Origin of the sequence: Enterobacter sp. 200527-13 (assembly GCF_027924865.1) — a bacterium.
In the GTDB taxonomy this organism is placed as follows: domain Bacteria; phylum Pseudomonadota; class Gammaproteobacteria; order Enterobacterales; family Enterobacteriaceae; genus Enterobacter; species Enterobacter ludwigii.
The window spans coordinates 795,587-818,006 of the sequence record NZ_BSCM01000001.1 but is presented as its reverse complement, the minus strand read 5'-3'; the positions used below and the strand labels follow the sequence as shown (position 1 = coordinate 818,006).

The following is a 22,420-nucleotide window of genomic DNA, read 5'->3' as shown; positions in this document are numbered from 1 at the left end:
GGGTAATCGCTAAAGCTTAACACATTCCTTTTTCAGGGAGTGTCTGTTTCCCAGCCACGTCGACAGGTGCTAAACAACCCGTCAGGCACCCGACCCAGCGCCACGTCGTGGGCCCCCTGCCAGCATGCGAATTCGCTAATGGCGGAGGTTAATCCTTTTTCCAGCGCCGCTGTGGTCTTGATCCCCTCTTCAAGATAGAGCGCGATAATCTCCAGCGTGCCGGTTTTGCGGTGCATTTTGGCGTCCATTCGACCGACCAGTTGCCCTTTGTGCAGCAGAGGCAACACAAAGTAGCCGTACTGACGCTTTGGCGCGGGGGTGTAACACTCAAGCCGATAGCTGAAATTAAACAGCTGTTCGGCCCGTTTTCTGTCCCACACGACCGGATCGAAAGGCGATAACACCGCGCTGTGGGTTGCCTGAAGCTTACTGTCCAGAGCCTGGGGTAAGAGCGGGAGGAGATCCGAATGCAGCCACATGTCCCCGAGGGTTTCTACCGTGACGGGGATAACACGATGTTCACGCTGCCACATTTCCAGCAGCGGTTTCAGGGCCGGCTGGCGAAGGCGATAGTAATCCGCCAGCCACTGCGGCCGGAAAATGCCCAGACTGCGGGCGCTGTTTTCCAGCATGATGGCTTCCGCTGCCTCCTGGGTGAGTAAGTCACGCTCATCGTCCCAGTGGGGCATCACGCGGTGCGTCAGGTCATACACGCGCTGAAAATTACGCCGTTCAATCACCATGACTTTGCCGGACGTAAACAGTCCTTCAAGGTGGCGTTTGTGCGGCTTCCACTCCCACCAGCCGCTGGTCCCTTTTCTCGGATGTTCAAAATCGGCGGAACGTACAGGGCCGTTTTGCTGAATATGCTCGATAAGCTGTGCTATTTCAGTCGCGTGCTCCTGCATCCATTCCTGGCGGTATTTCCAGCCCATCTTTTCGGGGGCCAGCATGCGATGGCGAACCAGGGCAAAATCGCTGCGCGGCAGGAAACAGGCCTCGTGCGCCCAGTACTCCATTAAGTCCCCCTTACTGAGCGCGTCATCCAGCCACTGAGGAGGATAATTCCCCAGTCGACTAAACAGCACAAGGTAAGGGCTACGGGCCACGATATTAATGGTGTCAATTTGAAGGAGCGACATGCGCTGAACGGTAGAGAGAATATCGGCGGGCTGCGCGCGGCGGCGGGGCTTTTTGAGCAGCCCCTGTGCGGCAAGGTGCAAATGACGTGCGGCTGAAAGCGAGAGTTGCGGTAAAGACATGCGTTTTCCTGTCAGTCAAAGCGCCACCAGAACCGCGTAAGCCATTACTGCACTAACGCAATCAGTTCCTTGAGCAATTGTTCCGGTTGCTCACCGCTGAGTTCAGCGTCAACCGGCAGATACCACCAGTTATCCTTCGCAAAGGCACGGCATTTCACCGCATCTTTTTCAGTCATGATTAGCGTCTGCCCCGGCGCAGTCAGGGCCGCGACCTGATCTGGCACCAGCGCCTGATGATCGGCCAGCGGAACGCGTTTTTCAAGCCGGGCACCACACTGTTCCAGCGTCGCGAAGAAACGCGGAGGATGACCGATACCCGCCATGGCCACCAGCGCGGGTAACAACGAGACAGCACGGCGCTCTCCGGTCAACAGATTCACCGCCATTCCCGGCCTGAGATGCATAGGGATCTCACCCGGTTTAGCCTCTCCACCGTTAACAATCACCGCATCAACGGACCTGAGACGCGAAGCGCGTTCGCGCATTGGTCCTGCGGGTAGCCACCAGCCGTTACCGAACCGGCGAACCCCGTCAATGACCACAACCTCTTTATCACGCGCCAGCGCGTAATGCTGGAGACCATCGTCAGTAATAATAATGTCTACCGCATGTTCGGCAAGAAGTGCCTGAACGGCATCACTGCGTACCGGGGAAACCGCAACAGGTACACCTGTACGCTGGTAAATCAATACTGGCTCATCACCCGCTTCAGCGGTCGTAGTTTCCGCCGTCAGCAACAGGGGATACTGCGCCGCTTTTCCGCCATACCCACGCGATACCACGCCTGGGCGTATACCGCGTTTTTGCAGTTGCTCCACCAGCCAGATCACCACCGGTGTTTTACCGTTGCCGCCAGCCGTCAGGTTACCCACCACGACAACCGGCACCGGCGCGCGCCATGCTTGCTTTAACCCCAGGCGGTAAAGCAGACGAATGAGGCCGCTCACCAGGCCATAAAGCCAGGAAAGCGGCAGAAGCAGCAGCCACAGCGGTGATTCACCGGACCAGATGCGTGCAATCATTCGCCGAATTGCATCTTATGCAGTTGGGCGTAAACGCCGCGGTGCGCCAGCAAATCAGAGTGGCTTCCGCGTTCGACAATCACGCCATCTTCAACAACGACGATTTCGTCAGCCTGCTCGATAGTCGACAGACGGTGCGCAATCACCAGCGACGTACGGTTCTTTTGCAGCTCATCCAGCGCAGACTGAATGGCACGTTCAGATTCCGTATCCAGCGCAGAGGTTGCTTCATCCAGAATCAGAATCGGGCTATCACGCAACAGCGCACGAGCAATGGCGATACGCTGGCGCTGGCCACCGGAGAGCAGTACACCGTTCTCACCGATAATGGTATCCAGACCGTTATCCATCTTGTTGATAAAGTCCATCGCATAGGCCATACGAGCGGCCTTTTCAATCTCTGCACGGCTGTACTCTTCTGTACGCGCATAGGCAATGTTGTTTGCCACCGTATCGTTGAAGAGATGCACATTCTGGGAGACCAGCGCCACCTGGTTACGCAGCGACTGCAGGGTATACTCCCGCAGGTCATGGCCATCCAGCAGGATTTCACCCTCGTCGATATCATAGAAACGGGTGATCAGGCTGGCGATGGTGGATTTACCTGAGCCAGAGCGGCCTACCAGCGCAACGGTTTTACCCGCGGGAATGGACAGGTTGATATTACGCAAAGCCGGCGTTTCGCGGCCAGGATAGGTGAAAGTCACATTGCGGAATTCAACATCGCCGTGGGCGCGTTCAATCTCGCGTTTACCTTCATCTTTCTCCTGTTCGGTATCCAGAATGCTGAACAGGGTCTGGCAGGCAGCCATCCCGCGCTGGAACTGAGCGTTGACGTTCGTCAGTGATTTCAGCGGACGCATCAGGGCAATCATCGATGAGAAGACCACGGTGATGGTACCTGCCGTCAGCGTCTCCATCACGCTCGGGAAGCTGGCCGCATACAGAACAAAGGCCAGCGCCAGAGAAGCGATCAGCTGGATGATAGGGTCAGAAATTGAAGAGGCCGAAACCATTTTCATCCCCTGCAGACGCATTTTGTTGCTGACTTTATCAAAGCGTTTGGTTTCGACTTCCTGCCCGCCGAAAATCAACACCTCTTTATGCCCTTTCAGCATCTGCTCAGCGCTGGTCGTAACCTGGCCCATCGTGTTCTGCATATTCTTACTGATGTTGCGAAAACGCTTTGAAACGACGCGAATAGCAATAGAGACAACCGGTGCCAGCACGATAAGGATCAGTGACAGCTGCCAGCTGTAATAGAACATCATGATGAACAGACCGATAATCGATGCACCTTCACGCACCACGGTAATCAGCGCGTTGGACGACGATGATGCCACCTGCTCGGAGTCGTAGGTAATACGTGACAGCAAGGTACCGGTAGACTGCTTATCAAAGAACGCTACTGGCATGCCCATCATGTGGCCAAACAGCCGACGGCGCATGGTCATAACGACTTTCCCGGAAACCCAGGAGATACAGTAGCTCGAAATGTAGCTGGTGATACCGCGTAAGATCATCAGTCCAATAACCACCAGTGGCATCCATATCAGCACTGAGCGATCTGTTTTACCAAAACCGTCATCCAGTAACGGTTTGAGAAGCGATAACATAAACGTATCGCTGGCTGCGTTGAGAACTAACGCTACACCCGCCACGATCAAGCCTGCTTTAAAAGGTGCAATCATCGGCCAGAGTCGGCGGAAGGTTTGCCACGTGGAGAGATCTTTGTCGTTATGCATTCAAAAAACCAGCATCTGTTGAAATAGCCGCATATTCTACCCGTTATCTCCGGGCGCGCCAAACCACTGATGATACCAACGCGGTAAATATTCATCACGTACGCGCTGTATTTGCCATCGATGTTGCGAGAATGTCACCGATATTTGTCCAGAATGGGGGGTATCGTGCCAGATATAGCCCTCTTTTCGATAACGTCTGATAACTTTTGCCGACGGAAAATGCCATGCGTTATAGCGGGCCGCAGAATCGAGCGCGATCCTCCCCTCTACCCGCTGCACCAGTGGCAATGATGAAGACGTATTGCTGCCATGATGGGGTACCTGTATTACAGTGGACGTCAGATGACGCCAGTAATGGCTAAGCATAGTCTGTTCCGCTTGCGCTTCAATATCCCCCGTAAGCAACGCACTCTGCTCACCATCGTCGATTTTTACCACACAGGAGCGATTGTTCCCCCTTTCGGAATAGCCCTCAGGTGGCCAGTGGACGGTGAAGGTTAACCCTTCCCATATCCATCTCTGCCCGCGAAAACAAGGCCGATGTTCCGCCCGATCTAACGGGCTTCTTATCCATAACGTGGGCCATGTTTTTTGCAGCGTCGCCAGACCGCCCGCATGGTCGAGATGCTCATGACTGAGGATGACGCCTTCTGGTTGCAAATGGTGCCAGCGTAGCCACGGAATGATTAACTGCCGGGCGCTATCACCACCCGGCCAGGCGAGCCCGGTATCATAAAGAAGGGCTTTACCGTGGCGTTCAACGACCATTGCCAGCCCCTGCCCCACATCCAGCATATGCAGTGTCCAGCCCTCACTCCTCACCGTTCGCCAGAGTGGAAATGCCAGTAAGACACTCCCTGCCAGACAAACGGCAGGAACAGATTTCCAGGCATGAAAGCGCCAGCCGATAATGGCAAGCCAGGGCAATAACGTCAGGTATTGCCACCGTTCATCTACATTCTGCCAGCCATCCGGCAGGCGCATCAGCATCCAGAACAACCCTCCCAGGGATTTATCGGCTGCAAACCAGAGGGCACTTTCCAGCGCCGTCAGCGGCAACAGATGAAGCAACATTCCGGACAGGATCAGCGGTACGCAGACAAAAGTGACCAGGGGGACGGCAAAGAGATTAGCCACCAGGGACGAGAGGCTAAACCCATGAAAAATCAGCACCTGTAATGGCATGAGCAGAAGCAACATGCCGGTTTGCAGATAGAGCAGATTCAGCAGAGGCTGTAACCAGCGAATCCGGTGCCTGCGAGGAAGAGGCAGCCACTGAAACCAGAAAATCAGCGCGGCGACGGCAAAAGCTGAAAGGGCCAGACTTTGAGAAAGCACGGCTAAGGGATCGCTTATCAGGATTGCCGCGATACAGCAACACCACACCTGCCAGGGAGACCACTGACGGGCGCCAATGCGCAATGCAGCCAGCACGGCAAGTGCGATAACCGTTCGCAATGCGGGCGGTTGCAGCCCGGTAAGCCAGGCGTAGAAAGCGGCAAAGAGCAACCCGGCCAGGAGAGGAATCTGCCAGTGGATCCAGTGGCCCGGCATCAAGAACTGAAGCCCACGCGCAAGTAACCAGACGATGGATGCGGCCAGCGCAATATGCAGACCCGAAATTGCCATCAGGTGCAGCGTGCCGGTGTCGCGCATCAGATCTTTAATTTCCCGGGGCACCTCCAGACGTTCTCCCATCCCCAGCCCAAGCATAACCGCGCCCCAGTGAAAAGCAGAAAGCCGGTGTTGCAGTGACATCAGGTACTGAGCACGCACGCTGCAGTTTTCATCGACGATTTTCGCCTGGGTAAATCGTCCGCTGAGCGTCTGGTGTCGGGCAAAGGCGCTTCGCTGGGGATCATATCCCCCGTCGTTTAGCTCGCCATGCACAGGCCGGAGCCTGAGCGTCATAGCCCAGCGCTGACCGGCACACACCTTTTGCGGCAGGTAATTGCCATACAGCGTCACGCCCGTGGATGCCCACCAGCGCTGACCATCGACACGCAGAATGTTGCCCTGATGCATTGTTTCACCATCGGTGGCCGTGATTTCTATCTCTGCCTGCACTGCTCCCGTCGTTAAATGTTGCATCGGCCAGACGCTTTCCTGCGCAGCAAGAAGACCCCAGACACAAAATAACACCACGATCCCCATATACTTCAGGACGTTGTGTAGCTGGGCGGCCAGCGCTATCCCACCGGCTATCATTACCCACACGGTATGACGTTCAGGCAGGATGGGTAACCAGAGTAACGGCATGATCGCCAGAATGGCGCAAAGACTTATTGCGGGAATGCCCATTACTACCTCCCTGTTTGAGGGTGACAGTATGGAAGCAGGCAGGGTGAGTCGTCAGCCAGAAGAAACGCGGTTTACAGCGGGCGCTGAAGCATTTTTATCCGTTTGCAGAAAACAAAAGGAAAATTGCGCGGCATCTTCAGAATAAAAGCGACAGGCACAAAAAAAGCACCCGCAGGTGCTTTCTTTCGAACCCAGTTTAGCGCTGATGGCTAAACTCAGTTGCCGTAAATGTTGGCGCGATCGCGCAGTTCTTTACCCGGCTTAAAGTGTGGAACGTACTTACCTTCCAGTTCGACTTTATCGCCAGTTTTCGGGTTACGCCCGGTACGTGGAGCACGATAGTGCAGAGAAAAACTACCGAAACCGCGGATTTCAATGCGCTCGCCCTGGGCAAGAGTGGAGGCCATATGCTCCAGCATCTCTTTTACGGCATCCTCCACTGCTTTCGCAGGGATATGCGGTTGCTGACTGGCAAGTCTTTCAATCAATTCTGACTTGGTCATGATTCCTCCGGTTCCTTTCAAACCAATTAGCTGAACAGCTCATTAAACAAGGGCGGCCGTAGCCGCCCTTTGTTATTGATTACAGGACGAATCCTCTAATCTGTCAAGTTTGCTCCTCATCCTTCTCGCTGTAAATGCGTTACAGCTCAAAATGATGCGGACAACCTGATATTACTCGCCTTTAGCTGCTTTGAAAGCTTCAGCCATTGCGTTGTTAGAGAAGTTTGCATCTTCCTGTTTGTTAACAGTGGCGATTGCATCTTTCTCATCAGCTTCGTCTTTAGCACGAACAGACAGGCTGATTGCACGGTTCTTACGGTCAACACCGGTGAACTTAGCTTCAACGTCGTCACCAACGTTCAGAACCAGAGTGGCATCTTCAACGCGGTCACGTGAAGCTTCAGAAGCGCGCAGGTAACCTTCAACGCCGTCAGCCAGTTCTACGGTTGCGCCTTTAGCGTCAACTGCAGTGACTTTACCGTTTACGATTGCGCCTTTCTTGTTCAGTGCAACCCAGTTGTTGAACGGATCTTCTGCGAGCTGTTTAACGCCCAGGGAGATACGTTCACGCTCTGCGTCAACCTGCAGAACAACTGCAGCGATTTCGTCGCCTTTTTTGTATTCACGCACTGCTTCTTCGCCTGCAACGTTCCAGGAGATGTCAGACAGGTGAACCAGGCCATCGATGCCGCCGTCCAGGCCGATGAAGATACCGAAGTCAGTGATAGACTTGATTTTACCTTCAACACGGTCACCCTTGTTGTGGGTTTCCGCGAACTGCTGCCATGGGTTGTTTTTGCACTGTTTCAGGCCCAGGGAGATACGACGACGTTCTTCGTCGATATCCAGAACCATAACTTCCACTACATCACCAACGTTAACAACTTTGGATGGGTGGATGTTTTTGTTGGTCCAGTCCATTTCGGAAACGTGCACCAGGCCTTCAACGCCTTCTTCGATTTCAACGAAGCAGCCGTAGTCAGTCAGGTTGGTAACGCGACCAGTCAGTTTAGTACCTTCTGGGTAACGCTTAGCGATAGCTACCCATGGATCTTCGCCCAGCTGTTTCAGGCCGAGGGATACACGAGTACGCTCGCGGTCGAACTTCAGCACTTTAACAGTGATTTCGTCGCCCACGTTCACGATTTCGCTTGGGTGCTTAACGCGTTTCCACGCCATGTCGGTGATGTGCAGCAGGCCATCAACGCCGCCCAGGTCAACGAATGCGCCGTAGTCAGTGAGGTTCTTAACGATACCTTTGACTTCCATGCCTTCCTGCAGGTTTTCCAGCAGCTGATCGCGTTCTGCGCTGTTTTCGGATTCGATAACGGCACGACGGGATACAACAACGTTGTTACGCTTCTGGTCCAGCTTGATTACTTTGAACTCAAGCTCTTTGCCTTCGAGGTGCAGGGTGTCACGGACTGGACGAACGTCTACCAGAGAACCTGGCAGGAACGCACGAATACCATTCAGCTCAACAGTGAAGCCACCTTTAACTTTGCCGTTGATAACACCGACCACAGTTTCAGCTTCTTCGTAAGCTTTTTCCAGCGTGATCCAAGCTTCGTGACGTTTAGCTTTTTCACGGGAAAGCAGGGTTTCGCCGAAGCCGTCTTCTACTGCATCCAGAGCAACGTCAACTTCGTCACCAACCTGGATTTCCAGCTCGCCCTGGGCGTTTTTGAACTGCTCTGCCGGAATGGCGGACTCAGATTTCAGACCGGCGTCAACCAGTACTACGTCTTTGTCGATAGCAACAACAACACCACGAACGATGGAACCCGGACGGGTTTCGATTGTTTTTAAGGATTCTTCAAATAGTTGAGCAAAAGATTCAGTCATGTTTAATCTTCAGGTTAATATAACGTCCACCAGGCTCCGTGCCGGATGGGGTTGTTTCACATACCCGCCGTCAATCCATTGCAGCGGGGGTACTGCTAAATCGGTCGCAATTACGCGAGTGCCAGTTTTTGGCGCGCATATTGTAGCGCTTTTTCAATCACTTGCTCAATAGTTAAACTGGTTGAATCCAGAACTAATGCATCTTCTGCAGGAACAAGTGGGGCGACGGCGCGGTTACGATCGCGGTCATCGCGCTCTTTTATCTCGGACAAAAGGCGATCAAAGTTAACACTAAACCCCTTTTCCTGCAACTGAAGCATGCGGCGTTGAGCCCGTTCTTCCGAGGAGGCGTCGAGGAAAATTTTCACTGGCGCATCAGGGAAGACAACGGTTCCCATGTCACGCCCGTCAGCGATCAGGCCAGGCAGCTCACGGAAGGCGCGTTGACGGCGCAGCAGTGCTTCACGCACGCGCGGGAAAGCGGCAACCTGTGAAGCGGCATTCGCCACGTCCTGAGTCCGAATTTCACCGCTGACATCTTCACCTTCGAGAATCACTTCCAGATTTCCGTTGGTTGAGATAAAGCGAACATCAAGATGGGTAGCCAGCGGAACCAGCGCGTCTTCGGAGGCCACATCAACATGGTGATGCAGCGCCGCAAGCGCTAACACGCGGTAAATAGCACCAGAGTCCAGCAGATGCCATTGCAATGCTTCCGCCATTGCCTTGCACAAGGTGCCCTTTCCTGCACCGCTTGGGCCATCAATGGTTATGACCGGGGCAATTGCCGTCATCTTTATCTCCTTAAACAGGCATACCGTTAACGTAAACGCCGCGCATTATACGCGCCAATGCCCACAATCGTTAACGTTGTGTGCAAAAACGCGAATTACAGGTATTTAGATGAAGAATTATTGCGCAATGATACTTCTACATCGTTCGCGTTGCTTGCAGGCGGCAGGCGCACATCTTCAGAAGTGTAGATCATCACGTCAATGAGTGGGAACGCTGTAAGCGCGCCAGCACAGAGGCTGGCGCGAAGGCAAATCAGGCAGGGGTACTGATACGCGCCAATTGCTCGAAGTAGTCCGGGAAGGTTTTCGCCGTACATTTCGGGTCGAGAATGGTCACCGGCGTATCGGAGAGCGCCACCAGCGAGAAGCACATTGCCATGCGGTGATCGTTATAGGTGCCGATTTCCGCAAACTGCAGTTTTGCCGGAGGCGTGACGCGGATGTAGTCTTCGCCCTCCTCCACTTCGGCGCCCACTTTACGCAGTTCGGTCGCCATTGCGAACAGACGGTCAGTCTCTTTTACGCGCCAGTTGTAAATGTTACGCAGCGTCGTGGTGCCTTTTGCGAAGAGCGCCGCCGTGGCAATGGTCATCGCCGCATCCGGGATATGGTTCATGTCCATATCGATAGCGTTCAGCTCGCCATGGGTGCAGGAGATGAAATCATCGCCCCAGGTAATCGTGGCGCCCATTTTTTCCAGCACGTCAGCAAAACGGATATCGCCCTGAACGCTGTTACGGCCAATGCCGGTCACTTTCACCGTACCGCCCTTAATTGCCCCTGCCGCCAGGAAATAGGAGGCAGACGAAGCATCACCTTCCACAAGGTAATGACCCGGAGACTGGTACTGCTGCGCACCGCGAACCACAAATTGCTGATAAGCGCGGTTTTCCACCTCAACCCCGAAGGTTTTCATCAGGTGCAGCGTAATATCAATGTACGGTTTAGAGACCAGGTCGCCTTTGATGGTGATGACCGTATCCTGTGGTGCCAGCGGCGCAGTCATCAGCAGAGCCGTCAGGAACTGGCTGGAGACGCTGCCATCCACCTCGACGTTACCGCCATTGAAACCACCGCGCAGACGCAGAGGCGGGTAATTTTCCTGCTCCAGATACTCAATCTGCGCGCCGCCCTGACGAAGGGCATCCACCAGATGGCCAATGGGACGCTCTTTCATGCGTGGCTCACCGGTCAGCACAATATTGTTGCTGCCCAGGCACAGGGCCGCCGCCAGCGGTCGCATCGCCGTCCCCGCATTACCCAGAAACAGTTCACGCTCTTCAGCCGAGCGTAACGCGCCGCCGTTGCCGGTCACTTCACAGCGGGTGCGGTCGTCAGACAGCGTGTAATGAACTCCCAACGCTTTCAGCGCATTGAGCATATGGCGCACGTCATCGCTGTCCAGCAGGTTTGTGAGGACGGTGGTGCCGTTTGCCAGAGCTGCCAGCAGCAGAGCGCGGTTCGAGACACTTTTTGAACCAGGCAGATTAATGGTGCCATCTACCCGCGCGATAGGTTGTAACGTCAGGGATTCCATGAAACTTAACTCTCAACTCAACATAATAAAAACCCCGCAGCAGGGCTACGGGGGTGAAAAACAGCGTAATTAACCGTGGCGACGTTCGAAGTCGATCATGAAATCGGTCAGGGTTTTAACCCCTTCCAGCGGCATCGCGTTATAGATAGAGGCTCGCATACCGCCTACAACACGGTGGCCTTTCAGCGCATGCAGGCCTGCAGCGAAGGACGCTTCAAGGAAGACTTTATCCAGGTTGCTGTCCGCCAGCTGGAACGGCACATTCATACGAGAACGGTTAGCTTTCGCGACATCGTTACGGTAGAAATCGCTCTTATCGATCACGCCATACAGCAGGTCGGCTTTCTGCTGATTGATTTTGTCCATCTGCGCCACGCCGCCGTTTTGCTTGAGCCATTTAAAGACCAGGCCAGAGAGGTACCAGGCAAACGTAGGGGGGGTGTTGAACATGGAGTCGTTATCGTTGAGGACCGTATAATCCAGAATAGAGGGGCAAGACTGATGGGCTTTACCCAGCAAATCTTCGCGCACGATGACAATAGTCAAACCCGCCGGGCCGATATTTTTCTGCGCACCCGCATAGATAACACCGTAGCGGCTGACGTCAATTGGTGCGGACAAAATGGTAGAGGAGAAATCGGCTGCAACCACCACGTCTTTACCGAAGTTCGGGGTCTCGTCGATGGCAATCCCGTCGATGGTTTCATTTGGGCAATAGTGCAGATACGCAGCGTTATCAGAGAGCTGCCATTCGCTCATCGGCTTCACGGCACGCAGGCCATCAACGGTAATTTTGGCGTCGATAACATTTGGCGAGCAGTACTTTTTGGCTTCTTTAACCGCACTTGCCGCCCAGTAACCCGCATCAACGTAGTCTGCCGTGGTTTTGTCGCCGAGGATATTCAGCGGGACGCCAGCAAACTGACCGCGGCCACCGCCGTGGCAGAACAAAACTTTGTAGTTTGAGGGAATGTTCAGCAGATCGCGAAAATCCTTTTCTGCCTCTTCCGCCACCTGAATAAACTCTTTACCACGGTGGCTGATTTCCATCACCGACGTACCCAGACCGTTCCAGTCACAAAGTTCCTGTTGAGCCTGTTTAAGCACGTCTGCCGGCAACATCGCCGGACCTGAACTGAAATTAAAGACTTGAGCCATTTCCCCTCACCACGCTAAAAGCAATAAGTTATAACTGTGGATATCGGTTTTATCATTCAGTGACACGCGCCGCAATGTCTAAAACTTATGACCGGTGAAATGTGTCCCGCGTCACACAATACAATCTGCCACCTCTCTGCGGCAAAACCGACAATATGGCTGTCAGGTAAGGCGTTTGGCCCGGCTAACCTTCGTCCATTCCGGATTTGTACAGCGGGGACATAATTGATGATCGCCCGTCTGCATCGCCACAACATGGCTACATCTTATACAGGCATATTCGCCTGACTCAGGCACGGTGGTGAAACGCTCAATAAGCATATCCGGCAGAATACAGAGCCCCGGCTTCACCTCGTCGTCAGCATAGTAATAGACGCTGATTTGTCCGTTCGTTTCCATGATTGCCAGCCGTACCTGCCCGAGTTGTTCAACGCTATTCAGACGCAGTTCCATAAAAAACTCGAACTCGGTCATGTTGGCACTCTGTACATTTTCCCAGGCCAGCCGCCCGTTCTCGACGATAACCACCGGCTTCCCTTCGAGAAGATCTTCCAGCTTTTCACTTTTCGACATCAGCCACATGACAAGCCGGTAAAGTAGCGCCAGTGAGACAAAAACGATAAAGACCGGCACCATCGGCACATCGTCGTAAAAGGCGACATCCCCCGCCGCTGAACCCAGCGTCAGAATAATCAGCACCTCAAAGAGGGACATCTGCCGGACGCCACGCCGCCCGGTGATTTTGAGAAACAGAAAGACCAATACAAAGGTATACAGGCTGCGCAGGGCCACTTCGCCCAAAAATTCGGGAGGAACTTTATCAAACGCCATCCGCTGGAGATCAAATGCTTTCATTTTTCTATGCCTTAACAGTAAGTTACTGTCTGTAAGCATAGTCGAGTCTTTTATTTTCGCCGAAGATAGCACCTGTCACGCAAAACCCGTATCATTGCGCGCTTTACGTACGATAAAAGTGAACGCCATGACTCAAACGTTTATCCCCGGCAAAGACGCCGCTCTGGAAGATTCCATCGCTCGCTTCCAGCAGAAACTGACCGACCTGGGCTTTAATATCGAAGAAGCCTCCTGGCTCAACCCGGTGCCTCATGTCTGGTCCGTGCATATTCGCGATAAAGAGTGTGCCCTGTGCTTTACCAACGGTAAAGGCGCGACAAAAAAAGCGGCACTGGCCTCTGCGCTGGGTGAGTATTTTGAACGTCTGTCGACCAACTATTTCTTCGCCGATTTCTGGCTGGGTGAAACCATCGCCAACGGCCCGTTTGTGCACTATCCAAACGAAAAATGGTTCCCGCTGCCTGAAGACGACGCGCTGCCGGAAGGCATTCTCGACGCGCGTCTGCGTGCGTTCTACGATCCGGAAAACGAACTGACCGCCAGCATGCTGATCGATCTGCAGTCCGGCAATGAGGATCGTGGTATCTGCGCCCTGCCGTTCACGCGTCAGTCTGATGAGCAGACCGTCTATATCCCGATGAACATCGTTGGCAACCTGTACGTGTCCAACGGTATGTCTGCCGGTAATACCCGTAATGAAGCGCGCGTACAGGGGCTGTCTGAAGTCTTCGAACGCCACATTAAAAACCGCATCATTGCCGAATCCATCAGCCTGCCTGAAATTCCGGCTGACGTGCTGGCGCGCTACCCGGGCGTGGTGGAATCCATTGCCAGGCTGGAAGCGGAAGGTTTCCCAATCTTTGCCTATGACGGCTCGCTGGGCGGTAAATACCCGGTTATCTGTGTGGTGCTGTTTAATCCTGAAAACGGAACCTGCTTCGCCTCCTTCGGCGCGCACCCTGACTTTGGCGTGGCGCTGGAGCGTACCGTCACCGAGTTACTGCAGGGCCGTGGCCTGAAAGATCTGGACGTGTTTACACCACCGACCTTTGACGATGAAGAAGTGGCCGAGCACACCAACCTTGAAACCCACTTCATCGACTCCAGCGGTTTGATCTCCTGGGATCTGTTTAAGCAGGACGCGGACTATCCGTTCGTCGACTGGAGCTTTGCAGGTACCACCGAAGAAGAGTTCGCCACGCTGATGGCTATCTTTAAGGCGGAAGATAAAGAAGTCTACATCGCTGACTACGAACACCTTGGCGTGTACGCCTGCCGCATTCTGGTGCCGGGCATGTCCGACATCTATCCGGCAGAAGATCTGTGGCTGGCGAACAACAGCATGGGCGCGCACCTGCGTGAAACCCTTCTGGCCTTGCCGGGCAGCGAATGGGAAAAAGAAGATTACCTGAACCTGATCGCGCAACTGGACGAAGAAGGCCATGATGACTTCACCCGCGTACGCGAGCTGCTGGGTCTGGCGACCGGTAAAGATAACGGCTGGTATACCCTGCGTATTGGTGAGCTGAAAGCAATGCTGGCACTGGCTGGTGGCGATCTGGATCAGGCTCTGGCCTGGACCGAGTGGACTATGGAGTTTAACCAGTCTGTCTTCTCTGCCGAGCGCACTAACTACTATCGCTGCCTGCAAACCCTGCTGCTTCTCGCGCAGGAAGACGATCGTCAGCCGCTGCAATACCTGAATGCGTTTGTTCGCATGTACGGTGCTGACGCCGTTGAAGCCGCCAGCGCAGCACTAAGCGGTGAAGCGCCGTTCTACGGTCTTCAGGCTGTGGATAGCGATCTGAAAGCCTTCCCGGCACATCAGTCTCTGCTGAAAGCGTATGAAAAATTGCAGAAGGCGAAATCCGCTTACTGGTCAAAATAAGCGCATATAACATTATCAGCTGTAGGCGTATTCAATCGTCTGGGCTATATTACGGGGCAATTTCATTGCCCCGTTTTTTATTTTTTTCGGCAATGACTGTTGATTGTAATAATAAAGTTAAATATGGGTAAATATAATAATATTTACCTGGGCTTTACTGTTACTTTTTATGGTAATTACTCCATATTAATTAACTGTTGCAGAGGTGGCCGAAAGAAATAATTCAACTCTTTTCATAACTTTTAAAATTTATTTTTATACGGATAATCAAATACTTACTCCGCTTTTGCTGTAAATCCATACACATTGCGGGCCTATAAGCCAGGCGAGATATGATCTATATCAATTTCTCTTCTATAATGCTTTGTTAGTATCTCGTCGCCGACTTAATAAAGAGAGAGTTAGTGTGAAAGCTGACAACCCTTTTGATCTTTTACTCCCAGCTGCTATGGCCAAAGTTGCCGAAGAAGCGGGTGTCTATAAAGCAACGAAACACCCGATGAAGACGTTCTATCTGGCGATCACGGCTGGTGTGTTCATCTCTATCGCGTTTGTCTTCTACATCACTGCCACCACCGGTACTGCCGCGATGCCTTTCGGCATGGCGAAACTGATTGGCGGTATTTGCTTCTCACTGGGACTGATTCTTTGCGTCATCTGCGGCGCCGACCTCTTCACTTCTACAGTGTTGATTGTCGTGGCAAAAGCCAGCGGAAGAATTACCTGGGGTCAACTGGCGCGCAACTGGCTTAATGTCTATGTTGGCAACCTGATTGGCTGTCTGCTCTTTGTTCTGTTGATGTGGCTCTCTGGCGAGTATATGACCGCCAACGGTGGCTGGGGACTCAACGTCCTGCAGACCGCAGACCACAAAATGCACCACACATTTATCGAAGCCGTTGCTCTCGGCATCCTCGCTAACCTGATGGTATGCCTGGCTGTCTGGATGAGCTACTCGGGTCGTAGCCTGATGGATAAAGCCATGATTATGGTTCTGCCGGTTGCGATGTTTGTTGCCAGCGGCTTCGAGCACAGTATTGCGAACATGTTTATGATCCCAATGGGAATTGTAATCCGCAACTTTGCAAGCCCGGAGTTCTGGACTGCTGTTGGTTCAACCCCGGAAAGTTTCTCTCACCTGACTATTATGAATTTCATTACTGATAACCTGATCCCTGTCACTATCGGGAACATTATCGGTGGGGGTCTGTTAGTTGGGTTGACATACTGGGTCATTTACCTGCGTGGCGACGACCATCATTGATGGTTATCTCAGGCAGTAAATAAAAAATCCACTTAAGAAGGTAGGTGTTACATGTCCGAGCTTAATGAAAAGTTAGCCACAGCCTGGGAAGGTTTTGCGAAAGGTGACTGGCAGAATGAAGTAAACGTACGTGACTTCATTCAGAAAAACTATACCCCGTATGAAGGTGACGAATCCTTCCTGGCTGGTGCAACTGACGCGACCACCAAGCTGTGGGACAGCGTAATGGAAGGCGTAAAACTGGAAAACCGCACTCACGCGCCAGTTGATTTTGACACCTCCGTTGCTTCTACCATCACTTCTCACGATGCTGGCTACATTAACAAAGCCCTTGAGAAAATCGTTGGTCTGCAGACTGAAGCACCACTGAAACGTGCGATCATCCCGTTCGGTGGTATCAAAATGGTTGAAGGTTCCTGCAAAGCGTATAACCGCGAGCTGGACCCAATGCTGAAAAAAATCTTCACCGAATACCGCAAAACCCACAACCAGGGTGTATTCGATGTTTACACCAAAGACATTCTGAACTGCCGTAAATCTGGCGTTCTGACTGGTCTGCCAGATGCCTATGGCCGTGGCCGTATCATCGGTGACTACCGTCGCGTTGCGCTGTACGGTATCGACTTCCTGATGAAAGACAAATACGCGCAGTTTGTTTCCCTGCAGTCTGATCTGGAAAACGGTGTAAACCTGGAAGCGACTATCCGTCTGCGTGAAGAAATCGCTGAACAGCATCGCGCGCTGGGTCAGATCAAAGAAATGGCGGCTAAATATGGCTGCGATATCTCTGGTCCTGCAACCAACGCTCAGGAAGCTATCCAGTGGACCTACTTCGGCTACCTGGCCGCAGTTAAGTCTCAGAACGGTGCAGCAATGTCCTTCGGTCGTGTATCCACCTTCCTGGATGCTTACATCGAACGTGATATGAAAGCGGGTAAAATCACCGAGCAAGACGCTCAGGAAATGATTGACCACCTGGTCATGAAACTGCGTATGGTTCGCTTCCTGCGTACCCCTGAATACGATGAGCTGTTCTCTGGTGACCCAATCTGGGCAACGGAATCTATCGGTGGTATGGGTGTTGATGGCCGTACTCTGGTTACCAAAAACAGCTTCCGCTTCCTGAACACCCTGTACACCATGGGTCCTTCTCCGGAGCCGAACATCACCGTTCTGTGGTCTGAAAAACTGCCTCTGAACTTCAAGAAATTCGCCGCTAAAGTGTCCATCGACACCTCTTCTCTGCAGTACGAGAACGATGACCTGATGCGTCCGGACTTCAACAACGATGACTATGCTATCGCATGCTGCGTAAGCCCAATGGTTGTTGGTAAACAAATGCAGTTCTTCGGTGCGCGTGCAAACCTGGCGAAAACCATGCTGTACGCAATCAACGGCGGCGTTGATGAAAAACTGAAAATGCAGGTTGGTCCTAAGTCTGAACCAATCAAAGGCGACGTTCTGAACTTCGATGAAGTCATGGAGCGTATGGATCACTTCATGGACTGGCTGGCTAAACAGTACGTCACTGCCCTGAACGTTATCCACTACATGCACGACAAGTACAGCTACGAAGCCTCTCTGATGGCGCTGCATGACCGTGACGTTATCCGCACCATGGCGTGTGGTATCGCAGGTCTGTCCGTTGCGGCTGACTCCCTGTCTGCAATCAAATATGCGAAAGTTAAACCAATTCGTGACGAAGACGGTCTGGCTGTTGACTTCGAAATCGAAGGCGAATATCCGCAGTTTGGTAACAACGACTCTCGCGTTGATGACATGGCGGTTGACCTGGTTGAACGTTTCATGAAGAAAATTCAGAAACTGACCACTTACCGTAACGCTATCCCGACTCAGTCTGTTCTGACCATCACGTCTAACGTTGTGTATGGTAAGAAAACCGGTAACACTCCGGACGGTCGTCGCGCGGGTGCGCCATTCGGTCCTGGTGCTAACCCAATGCACGGTCGTGACCAGAAAGGTGCTGTTGCCTCTCTGACCTCCGTTGCTAAACTGCCGTTTGCTTACGCGAAAGATGGTATCTCTTACACCTTCTCTATCGTGCCAAATGCGCTGGGTAAAGACGACGAAGTACGTAAAACTAACCTCGCGGGTCTGATGGATGGTTACTTCCACCACGAAGCGTCCATTGAAGGTGGTCAGCACCTGAACGTGAACGTAATGAACCGTGAAATGCTGCTTGATGCGATGGAACACCCTGAGAAATATCCTCAGCTGACCATCCGTGTATCCGGCTACGCAGTACGTTTTAACTCCCTGACGAAAGAACAGCAGCAGGACGTTATCACCCGTACTTTCACTCAGTCCATGTAAGTGGAATTGACTGAAATCACGCGTTAAAAGGCGTACAATAAAGGCTCCACATACGTGGGGCCTTTTTAACACTCTCTCCATCACAGTCTCTTTTGTCCGCTATCTATACTCTATGGATAACAGCCAAAACAGACTTAAACACAGCCGGTTTTGAGCTGTGCATACACAGGCCCCGGACGGGCCGATGCTGGAGATATCACCGCAATGTCAATTATTGGTCGCATTCACTCCTTTGAATCCTGTGGCACTGTCGATGGCCCGGGTATCCGCTTTATCACCTTTTTCCAGGGCTGCCTGATGCGCTGCTTGTACTGCCATAACCGTGACACCTGGGATACGCACGGCGGCAAAGAAGTGACCGTCGAAGAACTGATGAAAGAGGTGGTGACCTATCGTCATTTTATGAACGCATCCGGCGGCGGCGTAACCGCTTCCGGCGGTGAAGCCATTCTGCAGGCCGAATTCGTGCGCGACTGGTTCCGCGCCTGTCGCAAAGAAGGCATTCATACCTGTCTCGATACAAACGGTTTTGTCCGCCGCTACGATCCGGTCATTGATGAACTGCTCGACGTCACCGACCTGGTGATGCTCGATCTCAAACAGATGAACGATGAGATCCACCAGAATCTGGTGGGTGTTTCCAACCACCGTACGCTGGAGTTCGCCAAATACATCTCCGGGAAAGGCATCAAAACCTGGATCCGCTATGTTGTTGTACCTGGCTGGTCAGATGATGACGATTCCGCGCATCGGCTGGGAGAATTTACCCGCGATATGGGCAACGTTGAGAAAATTGAGCTTCTGCCCTACCACGAACTGGGTAAACACAAGTGGGTCGCCATGGGCGAAGAATATAAACTCGATGGCGTTAAGCCGCCGAAGAAAGAGACGATGGAACGCGTGAAAGGTATTCTTGAACAGTACGGCCACAAGGTAATGTATTAAGAAAAGGCCCGGTGAGAACCGGGCCTTTTTTATATTATCTGAAGACGCCATTAATAATGGTGGTCACAACCGCAGTACTCAGCGCAATTAAGACCAGATCGTCACCGACGACACGCCATTCATAACCAGGATAGGAAGGAAGCTGGCCCAGCATAGAGGCCGGCACGGTTTTCTTCGCAATGCCCGGAGGGAGCGGTTTACCGCGTGCGAGGTTTTTCGCAATACCCGGAGGCAGTGACTCATAACCTGTTAAGCCGTAATTCAGTGCCAGGTGACGGGCATGATCGAAGCTCACACGGGCGTCGACATCGTCACTGACGCTTTTATTCGATTTACCTGGATTTTCCTGACCGTTATTTTGTTTATTACCGTGGGTACCGGAATTTCCGTTGCCATGACTACCGGAATTGCCGTGACTGCCGCCATTACCTTGTCCGCCACTGTTCCCGTGACCACTGCCATTCCCGTTACCCGGGTTAGCCATGACCGGAGCTGCAGCAAACGTTAAAGACAACACTACTGCCAGAGCGGTAGTGGTAAAACGACGAGTAGACATGATTGTTGCCTTTTAGTGATATAACTCACCTGAATTATCGCCTGGTGCAATAAACAAACAATACGTAAAAGTCTTATATGTGATGGGGACAAAAAAGCCAGTCATCGACTGGCTTTTTATTAATCAGGCATGCGCCACAGGCGTCGGGTGTTCTCCCACTTTGCGCAGCAGCATTAAGAGATAAATAAACGATACGCTGGCGATCATAATAAACAGCAAATTGTCGGAGTAATTCTGCATCAGCATCGCGGTAAAGGTCGGTCCCAGCAGGCTGCCGATGGTATAGCTCAGTAACAACGCCTGGTTCATTGCCACTAACTGGTGGTGTTCAACTTTCTCACAGGCCCAGGCCATCGCGACCGGATAGAGCGTAAAACCTGCGGCACCCAGAATAAACAGCGCAGGCGCCATCGCCGCATTGCTGAGCATGGCGAGACAGCCCATGATCACCACAAAAACCTGAACACGCAGCACCAGCAGGCGACCAAAGCGATCGGCCAGGCGTCCAATCGGCCACTGACCGACAATCCCCGCACTCACCATCACCGCCATCCAGAAACCGATCCCGGAATCGCTGACGCCCTGATGGTTCAGATAAAGCGGCATCAGGCCATACAGTGAACCAAGCACAATTCCGGAGATAATACAGCCGTTAACGCCAAGGCGCGCCTGACGCAGTCTCAGCATTGGCCAGACGTGGGTTGCTTCCTGGTGTTCGCTGTTCTGGTTCACAATGCGCGTAAAGAGCAGCGGCAGGATTGCTGCCAGCACCATTCCCGTCACCCACGGCAAAACGCTCATCAGGTCGGTTGGCAGTTTGCTCACCATCAGTTGACCAAGCACGGTACCGATGTAATAAACCATCATATAGGCTGCCAGCAGGCGTCCGCGGTTACGTGACGTGCCGCTGCACATCAGCGCGCTTTCAACCACCACCCAAATCATCGCGCAACCCACTCCGGCGATAAAGCGCCATACCATCCAACTCCAGAAGCCGACCATCAGGCCCAGCCCGGCACATCCGACCGCGAAGAGCAGCGAGGCCAGATAATAGCTGCGGTTAAAACCAAAGCGTTTAATCAGGCTTCCTGTAACCAGCGTACCCAGCAGGTTGCCGGTAAAAAAGGACGAGCTGACCATACCCACCTGCCAGGTCGGTAAGTTTTCATGGGCGAGCCACAGCGGGACGAGCGTATTTAACACTGCGATCGCCAGGGTCAGCAGAAGCAGGCCACAGAGCAATAAAAGCACTGGCCGGGTATAGATGGTCATGGATTAAAAACCGTGAGGAAGTTCAGATTTCGTGCGCATCATGCCACTGGCAAAAACAAAGTCAATCCACTGTTTTCACCGCCACGCACGATATGTTCCCTGTCGATTTAAAAAACTTATCCTGCTAATGCAACGCCTGCTATAGATATGAATTATGTATCTGTTTTTATTTATTAATGCCCGAAGTGAAAACAAAACGTCAGTTGAAAAATTTCATGATTAAAATAAAAAAAGCCGGGCGCTCCGTCCCGGCTTTATCTCACCCACTGCAACGTTAACTGGCGACGGCCATACCTACGGTCATATGCAAACCATAGAACACACCGCGGCCGATCAGTTCACCTGCGAGGACCAGCACAAAAGCCAGTGACAGGAGCGGCAGCGCGGGTTGATACCCCTTAAGCTGAGGCACAATCCAGCACACCAGTGCCACCACCAGCAGTACCACGCGCCAGGCCATCAGCGAGCCGTATGCCGGCACCAGGGCAGATGCCTGCTGAACAGAGCTGTGAATGGTTGCCAGCTCCGCGCCCTGCATCAGGGTGACGACTGCGCTCACCACCAGCGCCAGCAGTGAAACGACAGGCAGCAAACGCATCGCCCAACCGTCAACACCCGCGACGCGCAGCAGCATGAAGCCAAGAAGCGGCCCACCAATAAACAGCGTCAGGAAGAAGCTCATCGGCGTCCAGATGCTGTACCAGGTCGGCACGGTGTCGATGGTGTTATAGACCCGCACCATCATCCACACAAACACCACGCCCAGCACCATCGTGACAATCAGCCACACGCTGCGCAGCCCTGCCGGCAATTTCTTCAATGCTGCCAGCAGCCAACCCAGCCCACCCACAGCAAAGAAGATCGCCCCGCTGGCGATTTCATTACTGAGTGACGACGCGCCCACCCGGTTCAGGGAGTTGAACGCGCGCATTGGTGAGCCGAGGTGCAGCGTAGAGGCAATAAAGCCAATTCCCATCAGCACCCACAGGCCAAACATACTCAACACTAAACGTTGTTGTTGCTCAGCAGTGAGATTCCCTTTCAGCAGCGCCAGCGCGAGGACAATAAAACCGCCCGCCACACACTGCCCAAAGACCGTGAAGATCATCAGCGGCCATTCATGCCATCCACTTCCCATC

General features: G+C 52.9%; 17 protein-coding genes. 4 read left to right on the top strand and 13 right to left on the bottom strand.

Going from position 1 to position 22,420, the window contains the following annotated elements; translation table 11 throughout:
• Window positions 1–32: 32 nt before the first annotated feature.
• From QMG44_RS03795 to QMG44_RS03750, 10 genes are all read right to left on the bottom strand, one after another.
• Window positions 33–1,262 carry a winged helix-turn-helix domain-containing protein gene (locus QMG44_RS03795; RefSeq protein WP_044857922.1) on the bottom strand — a complete coding sequence of 410 codons (1,230 nt, stop codon included), beginning with the start codon at window positions 1,260–1,262 and terminating at the stop codon, window positions 33–35.
• A gap of 44 nt (window positions 1,263–1,306) precedes the next feature.
• The gene (gene lpxK / locus QMG44_RS03790; protein ID WP_086532725.1) at window positions 1,307–2,284 is read right to left on the bottom strand and encodes a tetraacyldisaccharide 4'-kinase; all 978 of its coding nucleotides are present in this window, start codon (window positions 2,282–2,284) and stop codon (window positions 1,307–1,309) included.
• A complete protein-coding gene (gene msbA, locus QMG44_RS03785) occupies window positions 2,281–4,029 on the bottom strand; it encodes a lipid A ABC transporter ATP-binding protein/permease MsbA (protein ID WP_020884816.1) in 1,749 nt (582 codons plus the stop codon). The genes lpxK and msbA overlap by 4 nt, the downstream gene beginning before the upstream one ends.
• Before the next feature lie 36 nt (window positions 4,030–4,065).
• On the bottom strand, window positions 4,066–6,330 hold the full coding sequence (locus QMG44_RS03780) for a ComEC family protein (protein WP_086532726.1): 2,265 nt from the start codon (window positions 6,328–6,330) through the stop codon (window positions 4,066–4,068).
• A 215-nt stretch (window positions 6,331–6,545) separates the two neighbouring features.
• Window positions 6,546–6,833 (bottom strand): integration host factor subunit beta, encoded by a 288-nt coding sequence (ihfB, locus tag QMG44_RS03775; protein WP_008499965.1) that lies wholly within the window; start codon window positions 6,831–6,833, stop codon window positions 6,546–6,548.
• Between the two features lie 171 nt (window positions 6,834–7,004).
• A complete protein-coding gene (gene rpsA, locus QMG44_RS03770; RefSeq protein WP_014169387.1) occupies window positions 7,005–8,678 on the bottom strand; it encodes a 30S ribosomal protein S1 in 1,674 nt (557 codons plus the stop codon).
• Window positions 8,679–8,788: 110 nt separating this feature from the next.
• On the bottom strand, window positions 8,789–9,472 hold the full coding sequence (gene cmk / locus QMG44_RS03765; protein WP_014169386.1) for a (d)CMP kinase: 684 nt from the start codon (window positions 9,470–9,472) through the stop codon (window positions 8,789–8,791).
• A gap of 253 nt (window positions 9,473–9,725) precedes the next feature.
• Window positions 9,726–11,009, bottom strand: coding sequence for a 3-phosphoshikimate 1-carboxyvinyltransferase (gene aroA, locus QMG44_RS03760; protein ID WP_025204553.1), 1,284 nt, complete (start codon window positions 11,007–11,009; stop codon window positions 9,726–9,728).
• 69 nt (window positions 11,010–11,078) lie between these two features.
• A complete protein-coding gene (serC, locus tag QMG44_RS03755; protein WP_025204554.1) occupies window positions 11,079–12,167 on the bottom strand; it encodes a 3-phosphoserine/phosphohydroxythreonine transaminase in 1,089 nt (362 codons plus the stop codon).
• Between the two features lie 162 nt (window positions 12,168–12,329).
• The gene (locus QMG44_RS03750; protein ID WP_047742471.1) at window positions 12,330–13,022 is read right to left on the bottom strand and encodes a DUF421 domain-containing protein; all 693 of its coding nucleotides are present in this window, start codon (window positions 13,020–13,022) and stop codon (window positions 12,330–12,332) included.
• A 127-nt stretch (window positions 13,023–13,149) separates the two neighbouring features.
• Here QMG44_RS03750 and ycaO point away from each other — a divergent pair, with 127 nt between their 5' ends.
• The 4 genes from ycaO to pflA all read left to right on the top strand — a co-directional run bounded on the left by ycaO (window position 13,150) and on the right by pflA (window position 19,453).
• Window positions 13,150–14,910: a 30S ribosomal protein S12 methylthiotransferase accessory factor YcaO gene (gene ycaO, locus QMG44_RS03745; RefSeq protein ID WP_020884821.1), complete on the top strand. Its 1,761-nt coding sequence runs from the start codon at window positions 13,150–13,152 to the stop codon at window positions 14,908–14,910.
• A 406-nt stretch (window positions 14,911–15,316) separates the two neighbouring features.
• A complete protein-coding gene (gene focA, locus QMG44_RS03740) occupies window positions 15,317–16,174 on the top strand; it encodes a formate transporter FocA (RefSeq protein ID WP_025204555.1) in 858 nt (285 codons plus the stop codon).
• 51 nt (window positions 16,175–16,225) lie between these two features.
• A complete protein-coding gene (pflB, locus tag QMG44_RS03735; RefSeq protein WP_014169380.1) occupies window positions 16,226–18,508 on the top strand; it encodes a formate C-acetyltransferase in 2,283 nt (760 codons plus the stop codon).
• Between the two features lie 204 nt (window positions 18,509–18,712).
• Window positions 18,713–19,453 (top strand): pyruvate formate lyase 1-activating protein, encoded by a 741-nt coding sequence (gene pflA / locus QMG44_RS03730; protein ID WP_020884823.1) that lies wholly within the window; start codon window positions 18,713–18,715, stop codon window positions 19,451–19,453.
• A 34-nt stretch (window positions 19,454–19,487) separates the two neighbouring features.
• Here the strand turns inward: pflA and QMG44_RS03725 are convergent, their stop codons facing one another.
• From QMG44_RS03725 to QMG44_RS03715, 3 genes are all read right to left on the bottom strand, one after another.
• Window positions 19,488–20,009, bottom strand: a complete 522-nt coding sequence (locus QMG44_RS03725) for an anti-virulence regulator CigR family protein (protein WP_020884824.1) — start codon at window positions 20,007–20,009, stop codon at window positions 19,488–19,490.
• Between the two features lie 123 nt (window positions 20,010–20,132).
• Window positions 20,133–21,281: an MFS transporter gene (locus QMG44_RS03720; protein WP_014169376.1), complete on the bottom strand. Its 1,149-nt coding sequence runs from the start codon at window positions 21,279–21,281 to the stop codon at window positions 20,133–20,135.
• Window positions 21,282–21,555: 274 nt separating this feature from the next.
• Window positions 21,556–22,419, bottom strand: a complete 864-nt coding sequence (locus tag QMG44_RS03715; RefSeq protein WP_025204556.1) for a dimethyl sulfoxide reductase anchor subunit family protein — start codon at window positions 22,417–22,419, stop codon at window positions 21,556–21,558.
• Window position 22,420: the final 1 nt, after the last annotated feature.